19 protein-coding genes and 1 tRNA gene are annotated in these 23589 nt (G+C 36.0%); 9 read left to right on the top strand and 11 right to left on the bottom strand.

Annotation, left to right across the window (positions count from 1 at the left end; all coding sequences use genetic code 11):
• Positions 1 to 26: 26 nt before the first annotated feature.
• Both C8N28_RS03675 and C8N28_RS03670 read right to left on the bottom strand, forming a co-directional pair.
• A complete protein-coding gene (locus C8N28_RS03675) occupies positions 27 to 506 on the bottom strand; it encodes a hypothetical protein (protein ID WP_132221630.1) in 480 nt (159 codons plus the stop codon).
• Positions 507 to 611: 105 nt separating this feature from the next.
• Positions 612 to 1382 (bottom strand): XRE family transcriptional regulator, encoded by a 771-nt coding sequence (locus C8N28_RS03670; RefSeq protein WP_132221628.1) that lies wholly within the window; start codon positions 1380 to 1382, stop codon positions 612 to 614.
• A 103-nt stretch (positions 1383 to 1485) separates the two neighbouring features.
• Between C8N28_RS03670 and C8N28_RS03665 the strand changes: the two genes are divergently transcribed.
• On the top strand, positions 1486 to 1827 hold the full coding sequence (locus C8N28_RS03665; RefSeq protein WP_132221626.1) for a GIY-YIG nuclease family protein: 342 nt from the start codon (positions 1486 to 1488) through the stop codon (positions 1825 to 1827).
• A 50-nt stretch (positions 1828 to 1877) separates the two neighbouring features.
• Here the strand turns inward: C8N28_RS03665 and C8N28_RS03660 are convergent, their stop codons facing one another.
• The 5 genes from C8N28_RS03660 to ribD form a co-directional block, all read right to left on the bottom strand.
• Positions 1878 to 5036, bottom strand: coding sequence for a basic secretory protein-like protein (locus tag C8N28_RS03660; RefSeq protein ID WP_246012737.1), 3159 nt, complete (start codon positions 5034 to 5036; stop codon positions 1878 to 1880).
• A gap of 66 nt (positions 5037 to 5102) precedes the next feature.
• Positions 5103 to 7427, bottom strand: a complete 2325-nt coding sequence (locus C8N28_RS03655) for a transglycosylase domain-containing protein (protein WP_132221622.1) — start codon at positions 7425 to 7427, stop codon at positions 5103 to 5105.
• A 119-nt stretch (positions 7428 to 7546) separates the two neighbouring features.
• Positions 7547 to 8164 (bottom strand): IMPACT family protein, encoded by a 618-nt coding sequence (locus C8N28_RS03650; protein WP_132221620.1) that lies wholly within the window; start codon positions 8162 to 8164, stop codon positions 7547 to 7549.
• On the bottom strand, positions 8151 to 9014 hold the full coding sequence (locus C8N28_RS03645; RefSeq protein ID WP_132221618.1) for an EamA family transporter: 864 nt from the start codon (positions 9012 to 9014) through the stop codon (positions 8151 to 8153). The genes C8N28_RS03650 and C8N28_RS03645 overlap by 14 nt, the downstream gene beginning before the upstream one ends.
• Complete coding sequence (ribD, locus tag C8N28_RS03640) at positions 9011 to 10060, bottom strand: bifunctional diaminohydroxyphosphoribosylaminopyrimidine deaminase/5-amino-6-(5-phosphoribosylamino)uracil reductase RibD (protein ID WP_132221616.1); 1050 nt, start codon at positions 10058 to 10060, stop codon at positions 9011 to 9013. The genes C8N28_RS03645 and ribD overlap by 4 nt, the downstream gene beginning before the upstream one ends.
• An 86-nt stretch (positions 10061 to 10146) precedes the next feature.
• Between ribD and prmC the strand changes: the two genes are divergently transcribed.
• From prmC to C8N28_RS03610, 6 genes are all read left to right on the top strand, one after another.
• Positions 10147 to 11010, top strand: coding sequence for a peptide chain release factor N(5)-glutamine methyltransferase (gene prmC / locus C8N28_RS03635; protein ID WP_132221614.1), 864 nt, complete (start codon positions 10147 to 10149; stop codon positions 11008 to 11010).
• A gap of 201 nt (positions 11011 to 11211) precedes the next feature.
• Positions 11212 to 12447: an MFS transporter gene (locus C8N28_RS03630; RefSeq protein ID WP_132221612.1), complete on the top strand. Its 1236-nt coding sequence runs from the start codon at positions 11212 to 11214 to the stop codon at positions 12445 to 12447.
• Between the two features lie 241 nt (positions 12448 to 12688).
• Positions 12689 to 12761, top strand: a tRNA-Lys gene (locus C8N28_RS03625).
• A 225-nt stretch (positions 12762 to 12986) separates the two neighbouring features.
• Positions 12987 to 14069: a site-specific integrase gene (locus tag C8N28_RS03620; protein ID WP_132221610.1), complete on the top strand. Its 1083-nt coding sequence runs from the start codon at positions 12987 to 12989 to the stop codon at positions 14067 to 14069.
• A gap of 429 nt (positions 14070 to 14498) precedes the next feature.
• Positions 14499 to 15218, top strand: coding sequence for a putative quinol monooxygenase (locus C8N28_RS13815; protein ID WP_185140118.1), 720 nt, complete (start codon positions 14499 to 14501; stop codon positions 15216 to 15218).
• 76 nt (positions 15219 to 15294) lie between these two features.
• Entirely contained in the window at positions 15295 to 16158 is an 864-nt protein-coding gene (locus C8N28_RS03610; protein ID WP_132221608.1) for a helix-turn-helix domain-containing protein, read from the top strand.
• 600 nt (positions 16159 to 16758) lie between these two features.
• Here C8N28_RS03610 and C8N28_RS03605 read toward each other — a convergent pair.
• Positions 16759 to 17124, bottom strand: coding sequence for a winged helix-turn-helix transcriptional regulator (locus C8N28_RS03605; protein WP_132221606.1), 366 nt, complete (start codon positions 17122 to 17124; stop codon positions 16759 to 16761).
• Between the two features lie 137 nt (positions 17125 to 17261).
• On the opposite strand from C8N28_RS03605, the gene C8N28_RS03600 reads away from it, so the two are divergent.
• Positions 17262 to 18137 carry an SDR family oxidoreductase gene (locus C8N28_RS03600; RefSeq protein WP_132221604.1) on the top strand — a complete coding sequence of 292 codons (876 nt, stop codon included), beginning with the start codon at positions 17262 to 17264 and terminating at the stop codon, positions 18135 to 18137.
• Between the two features lie 33 nt (positions 18138 to 18170).
• Here C8N28_RS03600 and C8N28_RS03595 read toward each other — a convergent pair whose 3' ends face one another.
• On the bottom strand, positions 18171 to 18728 hold the full coding sequence (locus C8N28_RS03595) for a dihydrofolate reductase family protein (RefSeq protein ID WP_132221602.1): 558 nt from the start codon (positions 18726 to 18728) through the stop codon (positions 18171 to 18173).
• Positions 18729 to 18961: 233 nt separating this feature from the next.
• Between C8N28_RS03595 and C8N28_RS03590 the strand changes: the two genes are divergently transcribed.
• The gene (locus C8N28_RS03590) at positions 18962 to 19984 is read left to right on the top strand and encodes an LLM class flavin-dependent oxidoreductase (RefSeq protein ID WP_132221600.1); all 1023 of its coding nucleotides are present in this window, start codon (positions 18962 to 18964) and stop codon (positions 19982 to 19984) included.
• A gap of 229 nt (positions 19985 to 20213) precedes the next feature.
• Here the strand turns inward: C8N28_RS03590 and C8N28_RS03585 are convergent, their stop codons facing one another.
• Both C8N28_RS03585 and C8N28_RS03580 read right to left on the bottom strand, forming a co-directional pair.
• Positions 20214 to 22169, bottom strand: a complete 1956-nt coding sequence (locus C8N28_RS03585; RefSeq protein ID WP_132221598.1) for a c-type cytochrome — start codon at positions 22167 to 22169, stop codon at positions 20214 to 20216.
• 26 nt (positions 22170 to 22195) lie between these two features.
• Positions 22196 to 23587, bottom strand: coding sequence for a 3-keto-disaccharide hydrolase (locus tag C8N28_RS03580; protein ID WP_132221596.1), 1392 nt, complete (start codon positions 23585 to 23587; stop codon positions 22196 to 22198).
• Positions 23588 to 23589: the final 2 nt, after the last annotated feature.

Genomic DNA, 23589 nt, shown 5'->3' with positions numbered 1-23589 from the left:
AAATTATTCTATTGTATTGATTCGGACTATTTTCTCCTTGGTTGTTCGTTACGAATTGAATCTCGTTTATTATTCATTGAATGATTGTCATCCATTGAACGCCTGTTGGCCATATTTGATCCTCTTCTGAACCTGTCTGTTCTTCGATTATTATTCCTTGCAGATGCTCTTGATTCATCAAATGTTTTTAGCTGCTCTGGCGTCAGAATACTTTTAAGTTTTTCTTGCTGGGCATCTCTTTCTTTGAGCATTTCTTCCATTCTAGTTCTATTCAGCTCTTTTCTTTCTTCTGCCTTTTTAGCTTGTTCAAGAGTTAGTGCATAGACTTCTTTTTGTTGATCTGCACTTAATTGAAGTCTTTGTGATAATCTATCAGTAGATGCTTTTGCCATTTCTTCAGGAGTTCTTTGCGTCCTTTCGGTGGTCTTTTGATCTACATTCTGCCCGAAAGCAAATCCACTTATCATAAAAGCGATAAATAATGTCATTAATCTTTTCGTTACCATAATATCCGTGTTGGTTATATGGATAGAGTAGATTATTCTAACAAGGTTTAATAGTCGAAATGTTAAATAATGTTAATTTGGTTTGAGTTGTTCGTTGTTTTAGGTTTATCTCTTTTTTAAATCACTTAATTTCTTTTGCATATCAAGCATCATATTTGATATGTCGTCAATGGTAGGTCCATTTTGGGCTTCGGGGAAGTCTGTGCTTAAATAAGCTTTAGCTTGCCATATTTCAAGTATATCATCAAGTTCAATCCAATAGGGTGGATAACTCTTATTGTCGGAATATATTTTTAATCCTTTCTCATTATTAGCTTTATTGCCTAGACGCTTATAAACGATACCTTCAGATTTAGACACGACAACATAAGTTTTACCAACCTTAATATCGTTCCAATGTTCTACATATTCGGCAATAATAATTGTTCCCGTATCTAATGGTAGCATTGAGTCGCCTTTGAGTTCAAAGGCACGAAAGGTTCCATCTTTAAATAATGGAAGGCTGAAACGAGGTAGTTCTTTAACAAATTCCGGATCCGCATATCCATTTAGATAGCCAGCACTTGCTTTCTGCGGTACCAATTCGATGTTTTCTTTATTCTTTTTGTCGACAGTAATACTTAGAATTCGTAGAGAGGAGCTATCTCTGACTGTTTTTGGTTTCCATTCATCATCAATCAAATCTTGTGCAAGTTCATCCATGCTAAGGTTAAAGAATGTTGCCATTTTTTTTAGCAAATCGTATTTAGGCTCTGCTCTGTATTCTTCATATGCTCCAACAAGAGAACGCTTTATTCCTATTAAATCAGCGAATTTCTGTTGGGTTAAGCCTTTTTTCCTACGTAGGTACCTTAGATTTGGTGCAATATTAGACATTTTTAAAATAATTTTGTTTTTACTAAATTAGTTAGTATCATTGTGCAATTAAAGTTAGCAATTAATATCCGGTTCACCAAAAAAGTTAGTCAAATATTAGCGTATGAAACAGTTTATCTACATTTTAACAGACAGTAATCGTAAGAGTCTTCACGTTGGTTTGACGCATGATTTGGTATATACAATGAATTATTATAAGGAAATGCATTCGTTGTTTTTTGATGGCAATAAGAAAGTTTCCAGGTTGGTTTATTTTGAGGAACTTGTATCTTTAGAATCTGCCCTGGAAAGATTTAAGGAGGTGAGCGTATTCACGCGGGTTCAGAAAGAGAGATTGATCAGACTTCTTAATAATAATTGGAACGACTTGAGTATTCAACCTTATGCCACATTCGGTTTGATGAACGGTTCAGATAAATATGAAAGACTGGTTTCTGCTTCTTAAGAGTGTAGTAGAAACCAGTCTTTTTAATATTAGATCTTTTTAATATTTAATTACCAGCCCGGTGCAAAGTTAATTCCGAAGGTTCCAAATTTAACATCCTTTCGTTGGAAAGGAATCGCATAATAGGGTTCTATTACAAAATACCCAAACATATTAATCCGTAGTGATACACCAGCACTCATAGCTGGTACTCGTTCATATATAGCTATAAAGTTGTTAGGATTATTAGGGTCTGCAATTGTTTCTAACAGATCAGGCTGACTTTTAAATGCGATTTTATCACCTTCACTCCACGCTAAACCCATATCAAAGAATATATTTAAATCGGAGAAAAGCATGCTGGATTTCACCAAAGATAGACGTTCAGGACCAGTAAATGGAATGCGGGCTTCGAAATTCGCAACTGCAATCCGTGTTCCGGTTAATTGATTATAATTGAAATTGGAGGCTGCTCCGGTTCTATCGTTATAGAAGCTAGCCGACTCATAACCACGTATTAAGTATGGATATCCTAAGAATAAAGGATATAGCTTATCATCGTCCTTGCCTACACGCATATAAGTATATGCCCTTGCAGCAAGCGTAACGTGTTTCATGCGATGGTATTTTCTTAAATCAACTGTATAGCCTCTAAAATTATAATCCCCGAAATACTGTTCAACTCCTAATCGATAGCGGTAGCCATCTAAAGGAGCAGCAACCCCAAATACTGAATTATCACCAACGAATGCAGTATTTAATTGCTGTATGGTAAATGAATCAAAACTACTGTTATAAGTATCTTTGGCTTCTTCTGATGATAATTTGTGACGGTTTCCACCTATAAAGTATAAAGGATATCCTGACTCATCTGCAGCGTAGTAATTTGTATATCGATCAATACGATAGCTATAATGTGAGAATGCAGCTCCTGCTTCTAAGCGTGTAGTACGAGAGAAAGGGTAGGCAACAAAGCCTTCTACCTGTTCTTGGAAGGTTCTGATAATATCATAGTTGTCTAAGTAAGCCACTCCTGTAGGTGAAGCTGTTGAGTTAGGATCAATAGAATAAGAAACCAATCCTGAAATGAATGGAATGTGTGAAACCGCTCCACCCCAATTTAAACGGCTACTTTGGTTAATGTAGGCAACTTGTCCTCCAAAGTCATAAATTTCTCCATTAATTGATAAGCCTGCAAAGATCTGGTTTCGTCCTAAGATATCAGAGAATATTCCTTGAACTCCACTTGCTAACCCTGAACCGTATCTGCTTCCTACAGAAACCCCCATTCCGCTGCTCGCCAGATAATCTAGCTTGAATTTAGGCGTATATGGGATGTGATTTATTAAAGAAGTATCGATCCTGGAAAAATTATTGAAGTTTCTAAGATTGGTATTAATCACATCTACACCATATGTTTGGAAAGGAGGGATCATTGCTGCAGCGAAGTCAACATCCTCATTATTTACGGCTTTAGCTTGAAAATCGTTAGCCTTGGCATTATAAATCGTATAGGTTTGAGAGCGGTAATAAGAATATATGATATCATCATTTGCTGAAACACTTAGTGCAGGCGAATACTCGGTAATACCGCTTATTCCGGTAAAGTAATCTGTCAGCTGTTCTGTAGAGTTAGTGGCAATTGTGTAACGGTACATATTTCTAAAACCATCGCGATTGGATAAGAAATATATTTGGCTATCATCTCCAGAAAACTGAGGATTTAAGTTGTTAGCCAAAGGGAATACACCTAAATCTCTTGTTTCATTGCTTGCCATATCCATAATAGATAGGTTGAAACTAATATCTGCCGTTTTATCGTCGCGGGAAAAGCTGCCACGATCTGTACTGTAGACTAGTAATTTTCCGCTATGTGAGAACGCCGGATGATACTCTGAATAGGCATCATTGGTTAACTGTTTCAATTCTTTATTTTGAAACATATATTGATACAAATCGCTTTGTCCTTCTTTTAGCCCCGAAAAAACAACTGAATTTCCATCAGGAGCCCATGCAATATTACTAAACTCTGCCACATCGCCCATGCCTTCTAAGAATAGGGTTTTACCATTTGTTACGTCAGTGATCAATAGCTTATTTCGTCCTCCAGAGAAGACGCTGTATGCAAACTTTCGACTATCTGGCGAAAATGTTCCTGCAGATTCGATGTAACTAAATTCATCAATATGGCTATTCGAGATTCGACTGGTTAGTTTCCGGATAATTTTTCCTGTCTCAGCTTCTGCTAGATATAAATCAATACTTAACAGATCTTTTTCTGAAAGAAAGGCTACATATTTACCATCTGGAGAAACCGCCGGAGATACATTGGTATTACCGGCATTATTTTTATCAATAATTATTTTTCCTATCGGCACTTGTGCAGTGTCCGTCAATAAAGGTTTATATGTATTCTCGATAGCAGTTTTCCAGAGGTTTGAGAGGGTAGTTTCATTGTATCCAAATACCTGCTGAATAGCCATTTGATAGCCGTATTTTGCAGTGGCTTTAAATAATGGTACAATTACAGTATCGCCATAGGTTGAGCCTATATAAGACCAAAATGCCTGACCATATCGATATGGGAAATATTTATTGCTTTCTGTTAAATCTCTTAAAGATGGAATATCCTTGTTTAAATAAGCATCACGCATCCACATAGCAGTAAAAGCATCCTTTTTGCCAATTGAAAGGTACTCAGCCATACCTTCTACCATCCATAATGGCAGATTTGCGATGTTTTCTAATTGAGTAGAATCTCCTTCTATCAGTGAGTGATATTGAAAAGCATGGACCATTTCATGGCCAAGAACATGTCGGGTCTGACTGTTAATTTGCATGATTGGCATTACAACCCTATTTTTGAAACCTTCGGTGACACCACCTGTTCCAACTCCTATAGTACCCTGTATGGCAGTTGTTTGTTGAAAATCGGGATGATTATTATAGATAATTAACGGATTTTTATTGGTAAATGTGTCTCTGAAAACCTGTTGATGCAATTCATACCAAACTTCGCTTTCTTTCGCTATGTTTTTTATTAACGAGTCGTTCTTTAAATAATAATAAAGGTCAAAATGCGGGGTTTCATATACTTTGAAATCTAGTTTTTTATAACGCATCTTATTTTGACCAAAATATTGGGCATGCGCACTAAACGTAAGGATAAGAAAGAGAAAACTTAAGGAGAAGCGCACGAGAAGCCGATGATCGAAATTTCTTGTATCCATGTATTTCATAATTCACTGAATTTTAGTCAATAGTTAAAGTTAATTATTTTTCTTACTCTACGTCTATTAAAATCGTGGTACTGCTTGTTTAGATTCTTCTATTACTTTGTCTATATCTATATTATCCAAAAATGGAATGGAATCAATTCTAAAAATAGTTGAATCGGTAGGGCTAGGTTGAACTGGTCTGGGAGTAGGGCAATAATATTTTTTTGTTATTTCTACATCAGGCTCTGGAAATGGTCCATATGTATATCCACTACTTTCATCTTGATATAATTTCTCCATAAACTTACCAAAGATTGGTAAGGCAGTATGAGCTCCTTCTCCTGTCGATGAACTTTTGAAATGAATGCTTCGTTCATCATTTCCTACCCATACACCTGTCACAAGATCTTTTGTTAATCCCATATACCAGCCATCTACGTAATCTGAAGAAGTACCAGTTTTGCCAGCAATTTGATTCCCTTTTTTCCATAAATCCCATTCCCACAATGCTTGTGATGTTCCACCTGGTTCTTCCATTGTGCCGCGTAACATATACATCATTAGCCATGCGTTTTCTTCACTTAATACGCGTTTGCTCTTAGTTTTAAATTCAGCTATTATTTTTCCATCACGGTCCTTAATAGTTGAAACTAAAATAGGAGCAACACTATTTCCCTTATTTAAGAAAGTTGAATATGCCTTTACCATTTCAAAAACACTTACATCATTGGGTCCTAAACTAACAGATGGTACTGCTTTTAACGGGCTCTCGATTCCTAATCGATGAGCAGTTTCTACTACTTTATCCCAGCCTACCTTTTCTGTTATTTGTGCTGTTATTGAGTTAACAGAACGACCCATAGCCCATCTTAGCGACATGTCTTGATAAGTAAAATTCCAGTCTGCATTTTTGGGTTCCCATTCCATCTCTTTGCCATCCTCAGTATAGTTTATTTTAACTGGTTTATCGGTAAATATATCGCAGGGTGCCATTCCTTGCTCAATGGCAGTTAAGTAAGCAAAGGGTTTAAAGGTGGAACCTGCTTGTCTTTTTGCCTGGTCTATGTGGTCAAATTTGTAATATTTATGATTAATACCACCCACCCAAACTTTGATTTCACCAGTAAAAGGATCCATGGACATCATGCCTGTATTAAGCATTTTAGCATAATGTGCAATGGAATCTAATGTGGAATAATTCATTTCTTTCATTCCATTCCAGGTAAAAACCTCCATTTCCTTTTTCTGATTCAGATAGTAATTAATGCTATCTGTATTCCCTTTGTATTTTTCCTTTAGGAAAGTATAGAAAGGCGTCTTGGATGCTAAATTCTCTAAAAAGTTATCAATTATTTTTCCTTCAGAATCTCGCCAAGGTAAATCATTGCCCCAGACATTATTAAACCTGTTTTGTAAAATTTTCATTTGTCCGGAAACCACTTCTTCTGCGTGAGACTGCATTTTAGAGTCGATGGTTGTATAAATCTTTAATCCATCTTCATAGATATTGTAACCACTTTCTTTGCTCCAGTCGTTCAAGAAACGTAATACCGCTGCCCGAATATAGGAGTCTTCACTAGAATCTTCATTGGCTTCATTTACAGAGAGGCCGATCGGTAAACTTTGGAATTTAGTTAACTCTTCTTTTGTGATGAAATTGGCTTTCTCCATTTGAGATAAAACCACATTTCTACGGTTTTTTGAATTCTCGGGGTTTCGAATGGGGTTGTATAATGTGGTACCCTTTAGCATTCCTATTAAAAGAGCTGATTGCGGTACATTTAATGAGTCTGGTATTACATTGAAATAATACTTTGCAGCGGTTTTGATCCCATAATTATTATTTCCAAAGGAAACCGTATTTAAATACATGGTTAGAATATCTTCTTTACTGTATTTGGTTTCTAGTTTATAAGCAGTGATCCATTCTTTTATCTTAATAACTATTAATCTTACACCTGGAATTTTACCTAACAAACCGGCTGATTTATCATATCGTGTTTGGTAAAGGTTCTTTGCTAATTGCTGGGTTATGGTACTTGCACCTCTTCTATCACCTTGAAAAGTTGAGAATAAACTTGTAAAAACTGCAATAAAGTCAACTCCATTATGTTTAAAAAAACGAATATCTTCTGTTGATACTAATGTATTTATGAGTGCACCAGGGATCTCTTTGTATTCGACAGGATTACGGTTTTCTTTGAAGTATCTGCCTAATAACTTGCCATCTGCTGTATATAATTCAGAGGCTATATTTAGATTAGGCATTAGGATATCATTTCTGTTAGGGGAGTATCCAAAAAGGTTTAGAAAGTTTATCTCAATTGCACATATAAATATAATAAAGAAGTAGATAAATAGGACTATATAGCGCAAAGGCTTATTCTTGATTCTTCTAAACATATGCGTAAATATCGTAAATGTTTACTCAAAAAGAAGCTTTGTATTACAAATACCTGTTTAACTAAATTAAAAGTTTAAGGAAGCTTTGAATATTGTATTTGGAATCTTTACCTGAGTAATTATATTGTTTTCAAGTACTTGAACTTGAGGTCTGGCAATGTAGATAGGTTAGCAGTTACCCGATTGACCAGGGATGTTCTGATTGTAATCTCCATTTTACAATTGTTGTCAAAGGTTTGGCTTAGAATATCAAGGTCTTCATCTTTTATTATTCGCATTACATTGTTCATTTGTAAATAATCGAAATCAATTCTGTAAATATCTTTTTGATATTTTTCAACGATCGTGGCATTGTTAATTGATTCTTGAGCTGCCGATTTATAAGCATTTATTAGCCCGGGGATGCCTAAAAGTGTTCCGCCGAAATAACGTACCACAATAACGAGGATATTCGTTAAATCATTTGATAACAATGTGTTTAAAATAGGTCTTCCTGCAGAGCCTGAAGGTTCATTGTCGTCGTTTATCCTAAAAACGGATCTGTCCATACCTAAACGATAGGCATAGCAATGATGTCTGGCTTTTGGGTGGGTACTTTTTACATCACCTAAAATATCTTTTAGCTTGTTCTCATCCGTAAAAGGGTAGGAGTAGGCAATAAACTTGCTTCCCTTATCTCGAAAAACACCTTCAGAAGGCTCGTTAATTGTTTTATATTGATCTTCAAATAGACTCATTGCCTGCAATTATAAGAATTGCTAAGATGGCAAGCAAGATTCCTATCTTGTTTAAGACAGTTAATTTCTCTTTGAAAATAACGAGTCCTACAAGCGCTCCCAAAGCAATAACCCCTACGTTCATTGCAGAAAAGACAATTGATGGATTCTCAGGAATTGCATTATGGGCTTTTAAATAAAATAGAATATTTCCAAAATTAAATATTCCGAGGCCTATACCCCAAAAGAAAGCGGATAAGCTAGGTTTCTCATACTGTTTATAAATTCTAATGCCAATATAGCCAAATGAAATAATAAGTGCAGTTAGGAATATAAAAAAAACAGATGATGTATAAGGTACTTCTGTATGTTGTGCAACTTGCTTAAACAATATGTCAATAATGCCCATTCCCAGAAATATAATTAATGGGTATAGCCATAAATTGTTTTTTGACTGTTTATCTGCAACCCAGCGTATAGAGAAAAAGATTGCTAATAATCCGATTGCAATTCCAAGTATTGAACGTGAAGTAGGTGTTTCATTAAAAATTAGAAATGCAGCTATTAAAGGAATAAAAATAGAAATACGTTGAGCTATTTCTGTTCTGACAATACCTGTATAGCGAATAGATGCAGCAATAGCTAAAAATAAGGCAGGAAGTAAAAATCCCAATACAAGATAAAGGCTGGTATTGCCAAGGTTAAATGATATAGCTTGTATGTCGGGCTTATAAAAGAGTATATTTAGTAATAAAGCGGTAGGATAATTCCAGGCAATTAATTGGTTGGTAGGTATTTCATAGCGTCTGGATAATTTTAGTATAACAGATACTAAAACACTACAAAAGATGCTTAAAAGGACAAAAATCATAAATGATAGTAAATTGAAAGGACATCATTTCCCAGTACTATTTTTTCTTCGGCTGATTGTTTAATTGTAGGTGCGTAAAGACCTTGTCCCCATTTAGAATTCGATACGAATATACGGGCTTCGTCCCATATCCCGGCTTCTAGAAATAGATTAAGGGTTTTTGCGCCTCCTTCAATAATGACAGACTGTATATCAAATAAAAATAATTGATAACAAATACTCTCTGCCAAATAGAAGTCAAAACTCTCTAAAGCGATATATTTTGTAGATCCTTCTATTGTGGTGTCTTTCTCGTTGAGAATAATTGTTTCAATGCTATTATCAAAAATATTCAAACTCTTAGGCAATTCCAGGTTTCGATCTAACACGATTCGTTTTGAATTTTTACCTGGCCATAATCTCGTGTTTAATCGAGGATCGTCAATAAAAGCTGTGTTTTTTCCAATAAGTATAGCATCTTCTTCTGCTCGCCAACGGTGAACCAATTGCTGAGCTTGCTTACCACTAATCCACTGTTGTTTTTGATTATCCGGCGCAAAGAAACCGTCAGCTGTTTCTGCCCATTTTAGAATGATATAAGGTCTTTGTTTTTTTACCCTGGTAAAAAAGCGACGATTAAGATGGAGGGCTTCTTCTTCTAAAACGCCTTCGATAACTGATACACCTGCATTTGTTAAACGGTCTATTCCACGTCCATTTACTGCTTTAAAAGGGTCGCGACATGCAACTACAGCCTTTGGAATATCGTGCCTTATAATCAGATCAGCACAAGGAGGAGTTTTTCCCTTATGGGCACAAGGTTCTAAACTTACATATATGGTGCTATTTTTTAATAGTTTATCCGCCTCCGCAGGATAATTTTCTAAGACCTGATTGATCGCATTAACTTCAGCGTGAGCTTTTCCATATTCTTGATGCCATCCTTCACCAATGATCTGATTGTTATGCACAATTACGCACCCCACCATTGGGTTCGGACTTACTTTTCCTGCACCCAAGGCTGCTAAATCCAGGCAGCGTTTCATATAAAGTTCGTGCTCTTGCATATTGCAAATATACTCCCTTTAGTTATTTTATGTAGATTTGATCTAATAAAATTATAATACAAATTAGCCTACTCTTAAGTCTTTTAATGATTGAAATTAAACATCTGAAACAACGATTTATAAGGCATTTAAGTTCCAATTATGGAGTTGATGAATCTATTGAATTGTTTTGGATGAGTATGGAACATATTCTACAAATTTCACGACTTCAATTAAAGTTGAAGCAATCGGTTAATCTATTAGAAAGCCAACAGTCAATATTTAATTATATACTTAATGAATTGCAGACGGGAAGGCCAATTCAGTATATTTTAGGATATGCATGGTTCTATAATCAAAAGTTTATAGTAAGTGAAGCGGTATTGATTCCTCGACCTGAAACCGAAGAATTAGTTTCTTTGATATTAAATGAAAACACAGAGAAAGGCTTACGGGTCTTAGACATTGGTACAGGTAGTGGATGTATCCCTATTTCATTAAAAAAACATCTTTCAAGAGGCACTGAAGTGGTTGGAGTGGATATATCTCAAGAAGCATTGAATATAGCCAGATTAAATGCTGATTTTTTAGCCTGTCAGGTAGATTTCATTCAATTAGATATTCTTAAAGAGGAAGTTTTATTTATAGAAGCCAGGCAAAAGTTTGATATAATTGTAAGCAATCCGCCATATATTACTCCAAAGGAAAAACTATTAATGCATAATAATGTATTGGAGTTTGAACCGCATATTGCTTTATTCGTTGAAGAAGATGATCCTCTTGTTTTTTATAATGCTATCGCGGATTTTGCCGTAAAGAACCTCAATCCGAATGGGAAACTTTATTTTGAAATCAATCAGTTATATGGCAACCAGATTATTGCCATGTTAAATGAAAAAGGTTTTCAGCATACCCAATTAAGGAAAGATATCAGTAGTCATGATCGTATGATATCCGCGATTTTGGCTTAATAGCACATATTCAATTATTTAAAGCCATTAAACCTCCTTGTTTAGGTTAAGATATCAGTAGTCAGGATAGAGCAGGTTGCAATTTATTTCTCAGACATCTATATTTATTTTGCTAGCTTCGATAAACTTTAGTAGTTTTAAACTAGCAAACTAAATTATGATTGTTTTAAGTATTAACTAACTGATTAAATCTAATTATCAATGAACGAAAACATTAACAGAAGTGCATTATTTAACGGAAGTTGTTTTGCACTAATTACAACCGCTTTTACATTTGCCATTAGGGCAGGAATTTTGCCTCAGCTGGGTGAGGAATTTAATTTAACTGCAGAACAACTTGGATTTATTAACTCAATGTGGTTCTTAGGGTTTCCTATATCTATGGTTATCGGGGGACTTGTTTATCACTCGGTTGGTCCAAAGAATATTATGAGAGTAGCATTGGTTGCTCACACCATTGGAATTATTATGACCATTTATTCCGGAGGATATACAGGCTTGTTAATTTCTACACTTTTCATCGGTTTTGGTAACGGATGTACAGAAGCAGCATGTAATCCTATGATTGCTGACATGTATTCAGGTGAGAAAATGAATAAGATGTTGAACAGATTCCATATGTGGTTTCCAGGAGGTATCTTTCTAGGCAGTTTAATCTCTAAGTTTATGACTGATTTTGGGTTGAGCTGGCAAATTCAAATGTGGGTTCTTATGATTCCTACAGTTATTTATGCTGTCCTTTTTTATGGAAAAACTTTTCCAAAACCGACAACAGAAGGAGTTACATCGCTTTCTAAAAACTTTAAAGCAATGTTAACACCTCTTTATATCTTCTTGTTCTGTTGTATGGCTATGACTGCAATTACAGAGTTTGGTACTCAACAATGGGTTGGTATTATAATGAGCAGTAGCGGAGCTAGTCCGATGTTAATTTTAGCATCAGTAACCGGATTGATGGCAGTGGGTAGGTTCTTCGGTGGCCCTGTTACTAAAGTATTTGGTCAGACTGGTGTATTGTTAACTTCAGCAGTATTCGCAGCTATCGGTATCTATTTATTTAGTACAGTTACAGGCCCTATGGTATATGTTGCAGCAGTATTATTTGCTATAGGAGTTTGTTATTTCTGGCCAACTATGGTTGGTGCAGTAGCTCAACGAGTACCATTGAGTGGTGCATTAGGAATGTCTATTATTGGTGGTGTGGGTATGTTCTCTACCTCTATTTTCCAACCAATTATTGGTAGATGGATTGATGTCGCAACAGCTGAAAATGCTGCTGCTGGCTTAACCGGTTCTCAATTAGAATTGGTTGCCGGTCAGGATACGTTATCGAAGATGGTTACTTTCCCAGTTATATTGATTGTTTTGTTTATAATCTTCTTTTTATGGCAAAAGAAATCAAAAGCTACAGATGCAGAAACATTAGCTACAGCATAGTAGAATAATAATTTTTATAAATTGCAGAATGGCTGTTTCATTATTGGAACGGCCATTCTGCTTTTATTGAAGAGTGTTTGATGATTAATAAGAGAAAATAATCATCTTTAATCAATCTTTTATCTCTGAAGTTTAAGTAGTTAAACTTAATTTTAAATTAAACTCCAATTATTTTTGGACAGTATAGCTAAGAATTCTATCTTTGCATCACTTTCTGGAAAAGGAAAGAAAATTAATAAAGGATTCCGTAGCTCAGCTGGTAGAGCAATACACTTTTAATGTATGGGTCCTGGGTTCGAATCCCAGCGGGATCACAAAAGGCGCAAGAAATTGCGCCTTTTTTCGTTAAACGAGTCTGTTTACTGCGATTTTTACAAAAAAGCGATTCATTTAATATCATTCTATAGCATATCATTCGGTGACCTATTCGGTGACCTATTTTAAATGGTAAATTTAGGTCACCGAATTAGACGGGTTTGATGAGGCGAATTGGACAAAAGGAACTCTCAAATATTTATTTGTTAACCTTTTAATGTGGGATGATGAAAATCAAACAAAACATGGATCTTCTGCTTTGGATACGCAGAAGTCAAACGAAAAATGATGTAGCACCTTTGTACATCCGAGTGACCATTGACGGTATTTCTAAGGAAATATCGCTAGGAGTAAAAATTAATCCAATAGACTGGGATATTAAATCCAAGCGGGTCAAAAAGACAGAGCCTTCTTATAAGGCTATTAATTCCAAAATTATTCAAGTTCAGGTTGATTTAGATCGGCACTTTAATGGCTTACTATCTCAAGAAGATCGAGTAACACCCGATATGGTAAAGAATGCCTACTTGGGTAAGTTGGATGCAAAATCCAAGATAGAGAAATCAGAAAAGGGCAAGAATACCATCTTGTTTGCTTTTGACGAGTTTATTGAGCGTTTCGAAAAAATGGTAGATAAAGGGCTCCGCTCCTATGATACACTCAAGCATTGGCGTACCACCAAAAAGAAGGTTGAATCATTTTTAGTACATAAGTACAGAGCGAAGGATATAGCACTAAATAGAATTGACCCTACCTTCGGTGATCATTTCTATGATTACCTTACCCTTGAAGTAAAAGTTCCTCTGGCCGAACCCTCGGCTAAGAAACATATCAAAAACACTAAACAGATTATTAAATCAGGTGTAAAAAAGAAGCTAATTACAGTCAACCCCATTGAGGACTTTAAATGCGGTGGTGACGATACGCAGATCCTGCCTTTAGAGCTCCATCAGGTTGATACTATCTACAATAAGGATTTTGGTATTGACCGTTTGAATGAAGTACGTGATTCCTTTGTTTTCCAATGTTTCACTGGCTTTGCTTATCAGGATATTTACGGGCTTACACCAGAAAATATTGTTCGCGTCGGAACAGCTAAGGAAAAGTGGTTAATCAAAGACCGGGGCAAAACAGGTGTGTCTGAAATGGTTCCAGTACTACCCATTGTGAATGATTTGATCAAGAAGTATCGGAATCACCCCAGATGCATCATTAATAACCGATTGATGCCCATTGATTCCAATGCGAGGTATAACGGCTATCTAAAATTATCCTGCAAGCTGGAACGGGTGGTATTCCCAGTTTAATTCCCTTACTTATTTCCTTAGCCTTCCTTGTTGCTATATTCTTTGTTTTCAGAGGGATCTTTTTATGGTATTGGAAAATAAACCAAATTGTCAACCAACAAAAGGAACAAATAGAATGGATGAATTATATAGCCAGTAAATTGGATCAAATTGCCAAAAACACCAGTAAAGAGAAAGACCAATAGAGCATTTAGATAATCGCCCGGATGCCAGTCCGAAAATTGGGAGGGTTTCACAACGTTTTGTTATAAAGTGGCGAGAACTCAAATATAACGAAAGCTGGCGTATTTTTTATATACGTTGTTATGTGCATACTGGATTCAATAGTATTGCTTTTTTTGAAAATTGTCCATGCGTTAGTAATAAACATCCATTCCATAGTCTTTTGTTTCGTCTCAAATTTGCACTGTAACAAATAAACAAGAAACGATGAAAACTAAAGTTCCATTAAAATTAGCATTCCTAGTTTTTCTACTAGGATTTACAATTCAAACATTTTCAAAATCTAAAAACACAAACATTATGAACAGTACAAAAAAAGAAACTATCGGATTATTAGTAATTATGAAAGCAAAAACAGGAAAAGAACAAGACGTCAAAAACTTCTTACTTGGTGGATTAGCATTAGTAAATCAAGAACCTCAAACAGTATCTTGGTTTGCCTTTCAAATAGATAATAATACTTTTGGTATTTATGATACTTTTGAAGTAGAAGAAGGAAGACAAGCACATTTAACAGGCGAAGTTGCGAAGGCATTATTAGCAAATGCAGGTGATTTATTAGAGAACTTTGATCCTAGCACAGATATTCAAGCAGTAGATGTATTAGCATCTAATCATAAATCCGGATTGCAAAACAAGGGTTTGCTTGTTATTATGAAATCTAAAGAAGCAAAGACAACAGATGTTGAAAACTTCCTTAATGTCGGCAAACAATTAGTTGGTGACGAGCCAAAAACTTTATCTTGGTGTGCTATAAAAATAGATGCTACTACATATGCAATCTTTGATACTTTTGCAGATGATTCTGGTAGAGATACACATTTAACAGGGAAAGTTGCAGCAGCACTTATGGAAAATGCGCCTGTTCTTTTAGATGGTTTTGAAGCATCAGCAATTCAAAAAATAGACATCATAGCTTCGAAATAATTGTTATCTTTAGAAAGGAGTGTAACAAACACTCCTTTCTTTTTAATACGTAACATTAAAGAAGAAATAGACTCTTATGGCTCAAATTATTATTGATAAGCAAAATGGTGAACTGGCATTTAGACTAGAAAGGTTTGAAAATCTTAATCAATTTGACCATTTACAGCGAAAAAATTATTATTCTATTATTTTACTAAAAGGAAACAATTACAAGATAAATGTAGATGTTTCTAATTATGAATTACAAGGCAACCAAATGATTTGCTTGTCACCTTATCAACCATTTATGATTTCTTCTGAAGAGTCTTGTTCAGGCTGGTTATTAAATTTTCACCCTGACTTTTTTTGCACATATCGACATCAAAATGAAATTGAAACAGAGGGCATTCTTTTTAACAACTTTCATGGATTACCACATTTTAAAATTTCTGAAGAAGCGTTGTTTTTTAACCTTATAGATCAAATTTCAAAAGAAATGGATAGAGATTCTATTGCTCAGCATGAGGTTCTTGTGGCTTTTTTAAAGGTGTTTTTAATAGAAGTTGTGAGACAAAAAAAACAATCCAATAAAGATATAGTGCCAAAATTTTCTGATGATCAATCTGAAATATTGCAAAATTTAGTAGATTCTATTGAGAAGAATTATTCTGAGTTACACTCTCCGAAAGATTATGCAGATGTTTTATGTGTTAGCACTAAAACATTGGCTGGAATTGTGAAAAAATATTTACAGCAAACACCTAGTTCGTTAATTTCTAATAGAATTATTATAGAGGCTAAACGCGAACTATATTTAACCTCAAAACCTTTGAAACAAATCGCAGCTAATCTTGGGTATGACGATGAATTTTATTTTAGTAGGTTTTTCAAGAAGAAAGTAGGTGTTTCTCCCGATAATTATAGAAAGACAGTAGGTTTTGCTAAACTAGAAAAATTATGATTGTCAGTATGTCTTAAGTTGCACATAACTTATATATATACGCAATAGAATTAGGGGAAGATTACAAAATGTCTTAATAGTTCATTAGACTCCATAAAAGTTACCGGGGGTAAATCTGGAAGGTCATTATAGGGAATGTCTTTATTATATGCCATATGTCGAAACTTTATCAGAATTTCATCTTTATCATTTACTTATGTCGATTGACTCATCATGAAATAATATTCATGTCGAAAATACGGATATATTTCAACATATAAATATTTTCATGTCGAAATAAATACAGGAGGAGAAGTGTAATGTCGAAAGATTTTTATTTTTTCATCATCACTTGATGTCTGTAGGATTCTTTTCTTATCTTTGAAATAAGAAGTTCTTTGTCGAATTAGATCAAATCAAATCATGCTATCCGGTGACCTATTCGGTTACCAATCGTAAAGAGGTTTATCTAAATAGCTAAATATGAATTAATTAAACGCAATTTTTGTGTTCCCAGCGGGATCACAAAATAAAAAGCCTTCAAAGTCATTGATTTTGAAGGCTTTTTTCGCTCAAACTCTATCCAAAATAGTATGCTAAAATCTTGGCAAAAGATCAGTACTATATTTTATGGAATAAGTATTGGCGGTGGGCTACACCCCACTCTCTGATTTCACTGATTACATTCAGTAAGCTGGCACCATGTTCAGTTAGTTCATATTCTACTGTAACTGGCCGGGTATTCATAACATTGCGTCTAATCAATTTATTTTGTTCCAATTCCTGTAATTCTTTGGAAAGCATCTTTGCGGCAATTCCTTCTATATGCCGCCTCATATCCATAAAACGCATAGTACCATACATCATTAGGCAGCCGATAATTTGAATCTTCCATTTTCCGGACAATAAAACCATTGTATCTTTGATAGCAAGTAAGCCGTCCTTTCCACATTCGATTGATACTAATTGTTGTTTATTCACCTCCATAGTATTGCAAAGATATTGAATATCGATATAGTTTCATCAACGTAACCAGTTACCTCAATGAAACCTATAGTAACCTTTTGTAAGGTTCGATTTAAATTTGTCTACTTAAAAATTCATTAATCTAAAAATTTAAAGACATGATTTTAGTAACAGGAGCTTCCGGACACTTAGGCAGCTCGATCATTCAACATTTATTAAAAAAGATACCAGCTAATCAAATTATCGCCCTGGTTCGCAACGAAGCGAAAGCTACTATGTTTAAAGAAGCAGGTGTTATTATCCGTATGGGTGATTACCATAATCCCGCATCCTTGGCTACTGCTTTTGTAGATGTGCACAAAGCAGTATTGGTCAGTTCGAGTGATTTCAATGACCGTTTCGGCCAGCATAAAAATGTCATTGATGCCGCAAAGGCAGCAGGCGTAAGCCATTTTACTTACACTGGTATCAGTCTAAAGAATGTGAATACCTCGGTGCTGAAACACTTTACAGAAGATCATTTTCAGACTGAAGATTACCTAAAGGAAAGCGGCATGGCCTATACTTTCATGCGCCATAACTTGTACGCAGAAATGATTCCATTGTATATAGGGCGTCAAGTACTGGACAAGGGTATTGTTTTTCCTGCAGGTGAAGGCCGTGTACCCTTTGCTCTGCGCGATGAGATGGGCGAAGCTAATGCTAATGTACTTATTAGTGAAGGTCATGAAAACAAAAGCTACAATATTGCCAATGATGTAAATTATTCTTTTCAAGACATGGCAGATATCCTGTCAGAGCTGGCTAAGAAAAAAATTATTTATACTAACCCCAATCAAGACAGTTACATCGATTCGCTTAAGGCCTCAGGCTTGCCGGAACATATGGCGCAGATTGCCAGTGGATTTTCAATAGCGATGCGCGATGGAGATTTCGACCTTCCAGGTAATGATCTAAAGAATTTGCTAGGCAGAAAACCTACTGATCTAAAAGTTTATTTGCAGCAAAATTTTTATAGTGAACGAAGAAAATAAAGGATGTGTTAAAGCATTGGTGTAATGGTATAGTCAGTTCGTTGTTTTATTTTTTGCTTCATAAATAAGTTGTACAACGCCCGATTTGAAAATATTGGTTTTAATTAAGTTTAACTCTAAACGTTCTTTTAAATCTTCAAACAAGGGCTTGCCATTACCCAAAGCTATAGGATGTATTGATATACGGTATATATCAATAAGGTTTGATTGAATAAAGGTTTTAATAAGACTGGCGCCACCATACAACCAAATATCTTTTTCTCCCTGTTTTTTAATTTCTGTTACTTTATTAACTATATCAGAACTTATGAAGGAGGCTTTGTCATCTTGTCTATTTTGATGCGAGAAAACAAATTTATTCTTTGAATGTACTTCATTCCATAGCATCTTTTCCGCTTGACTGACGTCCATATCTGGTTGAAAATTACCCCAGGCATCATAGCTTGCTCTGCCGTAAAATATAGTGTCTATGGTAGATAGAAAACCATCAAAGTCCATATCGTCGTCCATAATGCACCAATCAATTTCCCCATTAGGGCCTTCAATAAATCCATCTAAGGTTACGGCTAAGTCTAAAATTACTTTTTTCATTCTTGTAGTATTTCTAAGGTATTTAATCTTTGAAGTTCGTTTATTGTAATGACTTTAAGACCCAAATATAGAAATTCAAACGGTTTTATATTTTTTGGTGCTAATGCACAAAGTTTATACCAACAAACTTTAACAGAATGGATTTTAGTCTTGTGACTTTGGTTATTCCCTTTGTGCGTGGTTTCGGAAAACTTCATGTAAATTTGTATGTACCATCTGAATTGAATTAATATATGAAGAAAATAGGATTTTTATCATTTGGACATTGGGGCACTCATCCCTCATATCAAACTCGCTCGGCAAGTGATACCTTGCTTCAATCCATTGATTTGGCTGTCGCTGCCGAAGAAATTGGTTTGGATGGTGCATATTTCCGGGTACACCATTTTGCAGCACAATTGGCATCGCCATTTCCATTGCTCTCTGCAATCGGTGCTAAAACTAGCAAAATTGAGATTGGAACCGGCGTTATTGATATGCGTTATGAAAACCCTTTATACATGGTTGAGGATGCCGGAGCTGCTGATTTAATTTCAGAGGGACGCTTGCAATTGGGCATTAGTAGAGGTTCGCCAGAACAGGTTATTGATGGTTGGCGTTATTTTGGTTATGAGCCGGCAGAAGGGGAAGATAACGCAGCTATGGGCCGCCGTAAGGCATTGGAGTTTCTAGAAAAGCTGAAAGGCGTTGGATTTGCTCAACCCAGTCCAAACCCGATGTTTCCGAATCCACCAGGTTTATTACGTCTGGAGCCACACTCTGAAGGATTGCGCGAACGAATCTGGTGGGGTGCAGGTTCCAATGCCACAGCTATTTGGGCAGCCGAGAACGGAATGAACTTACAAAGTTCTACTCTTAAAGAGGATGAAAGCTTTAAGCCTTTCCATGTACAGCAAGCAGAGCAGATCAGGTTATATAAAGATGCCTGGAAAAAAGCAGGCCACCAACGCGAACCCCGAGTATCAATAAGCCGATCCATTTTTGCACTGGTAAACGACCAAGACCACTATTACTTTGGTCAGGAAGCCAATCGACAAGATAAAACAGGTGTTATCGAAAAGGACAAACGGGCCATCTTCGGAAGAAGTTATGCTGCGGAACCAGATCAACTTATCAAAGAGTTGGCACAAGATGAAGCCATACAGGAAGCCGATACACTTCTTTTGACGGTACCTAATACGCTAGGCGTTGATTACAATATACACATGCTATCTGCTATTTTGGAGCATGTTGCACCTGGATTGAGTTGGCGTTGAGAATCTAAAGCTATAGCTTTACTTAAGACTTGGTTAAGATGCTTCCGTGCTCCTCGGGTCTTCTCTCCGTTGTGTCTCCGTTCTTCTTCGATGTTTTACGGTAAGAATACAGAAGTATTTGATATTTATTTAGTGGAAGGGTAGAGGCAGTAATGGTAATCGAAATATAAAAGAAGCCTGTAATCGAAAGATTACAGGCTTCTTTTATACTAGTGTCAGGATTGTTCAATTAATTTAGAGAATTTATCCAAGCAGCTATTTTTAATGCTTCATTCTTTGATACTTGAGGCATGGGTGGCATTTCAGTTGGGTAGTCGGGCCAATTCTCCGGTTTTGGGTTATAGATTAATTCGACAATTTTTTCATTGCTGTATTTTCTTTTTGCAATTTCTTTAAAGGCCGGACCTACTTGTTTAGTATCAGCGTTATGACATGCAATGCAAGTGTTTTTAGCTAATAATCCTTGTACTTCTGAAAATGTGGGTACCCTTTCTACGTTTACTGTTGTTTCAATTTTCTTTTCTGGTGCTGTCTTAGCTACTGATTTTGCTATGGGTTTTTTGACTTCCAAAGGGATAGAAGAATCTTTTGTACTTAATTCTTCTATAGCTAGTTTTGGACCGCTTGGAATATTATGCAAGGTGTAATAGGCTGTAGGGTGAATTAAAGAATAAAATGATTCTTCAGAGCGTATTCCATTTAAAGTAAGGGTATGTATAAAATGTTTTTTTAAGCCATCTGTTACAATTCGAACTTTTAAGCCATCACTTGATAGTTTTACACCTTTAATCTTGGCGGTTTCTTGCTCGACGGGCGGACTACCATACACCGAGTTATATTTATAGGTAAACGTTTCTAGTGAGTAAGAAGCGATATCTTCTGCCGAATTTTTGTCTACAGGTAATGTGAATTCTATTTCAAAACCATCTGGCATCGCTTTTATATTTTTCATTTCAAAAGGCATATCTTTTTGATTGAAAATTAAACGTTGTAAACCTTCATTTGCGTCGCCAGCAGAACCCCAACCCCTGTTCGTTTCTCCAACAAATAAGGAGCCGTCTTTTGCCCAAGCTAAACGCAGTATTCCAGAACGGAAGCCACTTCTTAATGCAATTGCTGCACCTTGATATTCGCCATTTACTTTTTCTAACATAATGCGAGATATCATACTCATCCCTTGATCTCCTATTAAAATCTGACCGGCAAAGGGGCCGAAGGTATTTTCTGGGATCTCGATGGGTTCAGAATTTGAAATGCCTAGAATTGCATGTGGAAGCCAAACCGCCGGAAGTTGAAGTTCTGGTACTTCAATCTTTGCTTCGGCCATAGTTTTAAATTCTCCTTGAATAATATTTTCAGGCTTTACCGCTCTTCCATTATCGTTTCTGATTCTACGTTCATCAATTAGATCAAATAGAGTTTGCTGCTTTAGTTTTAGTGGAGAATTTTCTTTTCCAGTCCATACTAATCCAGCTGGATGTCCTGTAAATGCGCCTTTAGGAACCTGCCAAAGTCCTCCTGACCCAATCCAATCGCCTTGATTCTCGGCATAGAAAAATTCTCCATTAATAAAGCCAGGTCCAGCAGGAGAGCGCATACCAGTTGCCCAAGGCTTCATTGTTCCATCTTCAAAGATTTGCATTGTCCAGCCTCTCCATGGCACTTTACTTTCACCACGCCACCATTCTTCATCACCAAAAGCAACATTGGCGGTTACAAAAAATGATCCATCAGGTGCTATTTTAGGACCGAAACTGTATTCATGATAATGTCCTGAAAGGGGCCATGAGTAAATGGTTTTATAGACATCCGCCTTGCCATCTAAGTCAGTGTCTGTCAGTTTAGTAAGCTCGCCACGTTGGGCTGCATAAAATGCCCCATCTTTATAGGCTAATCCTAGAATTTCATGTAAACCTGATGCAAACTTTATAAAATAAGGTTTAGCACTGGTTGGATTTTCAACTATATAAATATCACCTCTTCGGGTTGATACGCCTAAGTTTCCGTTCGGTAAAGTAACCAAACCACCTACTTCAAGTAGAACATGCTCCGGAGCAGGCAGCTTAACTATTTTGTAAAAATCTTCCTCCTTAGGTGTTTCTTGTGCAAATGTGAAGAGTGTGACAAAAGAAAGGAGGCTTGTTAGAATGAATTTAGTATAATATTGGATAATATTCGATAGCATATACACTGTGTTTTATTTGATTTCGATTAAAATGATATTGAATAAGTAATGTGATCCTTAATTGGAGCGATCAACTCTTTCTCACCATTTACATCTCGTAATATAACTTGAGCCTTCGGATCGTGTAATTGCAAATAATACTCTTTATCGCCGATAAGATAATGCCCTTTTTTAATTTCTAAGATCTGTGTAGATTTTGCCAATCTCATATACATATTATTCCCGTTTTCAACCGTAATTTCTCGATTTATGCCACTTCCATCATCTAATACACTTAATTTATCTCTAACTTCTGAGTCGGAAACTTTGTAAACGAAGGTGGGAATACCGCCTGAATCTACTACATATCCATCGGGTTTGTAATGTGAATTCACAGTATCTACAGGCCAAGCTTCTTGTTGGTTTGCTAACTTCACAACTTCTAAAGCTGGTTGGCCAAAATACTGGATAGCACCCATGGGGAGGGAGGTGCCATTTCCTCTACCATCCCACATGGGTGTTGCATCCAAAAACTGGCCACGCCATGCCTGCACCAACATGCCATGATCCATGTCATAGGTATAATGAACGTTATTAGCGCTACCTACAGAAACTGCATGCACTACTCGAACACCTTGATCTAAATCCATGAAGCTTCTTAATATCGTATTTTCATTTGCTTCTACTAGAATAGGATCAGCAGCATAACCTTCATTCTCGTCTACCTTCTTCTCTTTTATTTCTGAAATAACGAGATCTTTAAATGCAATAGCACCATGATCTCCTTGAATACGTAATGCGGCTTTTGCTACTTCTTGATTACTGACTGCCCCGGGAGTGGGTGTAAACAGTTCTACGTTTTCCTGAACTACTACTCCATTTAACAATACTTTTAAGAATCTGGCATTTTGGATTTTTTCTCCTGAAGAATTAAAACGCGGTGCTTGAAAAGAAATTTTCAGATCTTGCCATAGACCTGGCGCTTTTGATGCATTGATGCGAGGCGCTTTCAAGTTATAAATTCCACCATTGCTAGCCGAAGTGCTTTTTGTTAAATTCCATGAATCTTCTAATTGTACTTCGTAACGACCTTGTAGGTAAATGCCTGAATTTCCGTTTTTAGACATTAAAAACTTCAGTTCAATATCTACATCACCATATTCAAGTACAGTATAAAGATCAGTTCCCTTCACTTTTTTACTGGGTAAATTAAGTAATACGCCTGTTCCTGTAACGCCCGTAAGGCTATTGGCTACATTAATATTTCCGTTTACATCTTCAACAATAGCCCAACTTTTACCTGGATCATTAAAGGCAGTAAGGTCATTTAATGGAATTTGGTTTGACTTTTCTTGTCCATATACTGCATTTATTTCGGCAGTCAAAACCAAGGTGGTACTCAGCATTAATAGATAGACGCTAATTGTGTTTTTTTTCAAAG

The organism is Albibacterium bauzanense, assembly GCF_004339765.1.
Lineage (GTDB): Bacteria > Bacteroidota > Bacteroidia > Sphingobacteriales > Sphingobacteriaceae > Albibacterium > Albibacterium bauzanense.
This window is presented reverse-complemented; position numbering and strand designations above follow the sequence as displayed.

Excerpts from the sequence above, each read along its gene's own strand:
- C8N28_RS03605 (WP_132221606.1), bottom strand. The coding sequence starts at position 17,124 with ATGGAGGTGAATAAACAACAATTAGTATCAATCGAATGTGGAAAGGAC.
- C8N28_RS03630 (WP_132221612.1), top strand. The coding sequence starts at position 11,212 with ATGAACGAAAACATTAACAGAAGTGCATTATTTAACGGAAGTTGTTTT.
- C8N28_RS13815 (WP_185140118.1), top strand. The coding sequence starts at position 14,499 with ATGAAAACTAAAGTTCCATTAAAATTAGCATTCCTAGTTTTTCTACTA.
- C8N28_RS03660 (WP_246012737.1), bottom strand. The coding sequence starts at position 5,036 with ATGGATACAAGAAATTTCGATCATCGGCTTCTCGTGCGCTTCTCCTTA.
- C8N28_RS03670 (WP_132221628.1), bottom strand. The coding sequence starts at position 1,382 with ATGTCTAATATTGCACCAAATCTAAGGTACCTACGTAGGAAAAAAGGC.
- ribD (WP_132221616.1), bottom strand. The coding sequence starts at position 10,060 with ATGCAAGAGCACGAACTTTATATGAAACGCTGCCTGGATTTAGCAGCC.
- C8N28_RS03675 (WP_132221630.1), bottom strand. The coding sequence starts at position 506 with ATGGTAACGAAAAGATTAATGACATTATTTATCGCTTTTATGATAAGT.
- C8N28_RS03590 (WP_132221600.1), top strand. The coding sequence starts at position 18,962 with ATGAAGAAAATAGGATTTTTATCATTTGGACATTGGGGCACTCATCCC.
- C8N28_RS03610 (WP_132221608.1), top strand. The coding sequence starts at position 15,295 with ATGGCTCAAATTATTATTGATAAGCAAAATGGTGAACTGGCATTTAGA.
- C8N28_RS03665 (WP_132221626.1), top strand. The coding sequence starts at position 1,486 with ATGAAACAGTTTATCTACATTTTAACAGACAGTAATCGTAAGAGTCTT.
- prmC (WP_132221614.1), top strand. The coding sequence starts at position 10,147 with ATGATTGAAATTAAACATCTGAAACAACGATTTATAAGGCATTTAAGT.
- C8N28_RS03600 (WP_132221604.1), top strand. The coding sequence starts at position 17,262 with ATGATTTTAGTAACAGGAGCTTCCGGACACTTAGGCAGCTCGATCATT.
- C8N28_RS03655 (WP_132221622.1), bottom strand. The coding sequence starts at position 7,427 with ATGTTTAGAAGAATCAAGAATAAGCCTTTGCGCTATATAGTCCTATTT.
- C8N28_RS03650 (WP_132221620.1), bottom strand. The coding sequence starts at position 8,164 with ATGAGTCTATTTGAAGATCAATATAAAACAATTAACGAGCCTTCTGAA.
- C8N28_RS03585 (WP_132221598.1), bottom strand. The coding sequence starts at position 22,169 with ATGCTATCGAATATTATCCAATATTATACTAAATTCATTCTAACAAGC.
- C8N28_RS03620 (WP_132221610.1), top strand. The coding sequence starts at position 12,987 with ATGATGAAAATCAAACAAAACATGGATCTTCTGCTTTGGATACGCAGA.
- C8N28_RS03645 (WP_132221618.1), bottom strand. The coding sequence starts at position 9,014 with ATGATTTTTGTCCTTTTAAGCATCTTTTGTAGTGTTTTAGTATCTGTT.
- C8N28_RS03595 (WP_132221602.1), bottom strand. The coding sequence starts at position 18,728 with ATGAAAAAAGTAATTTTAGACTTAGCCGTAACCTTAGATGGATTTATT.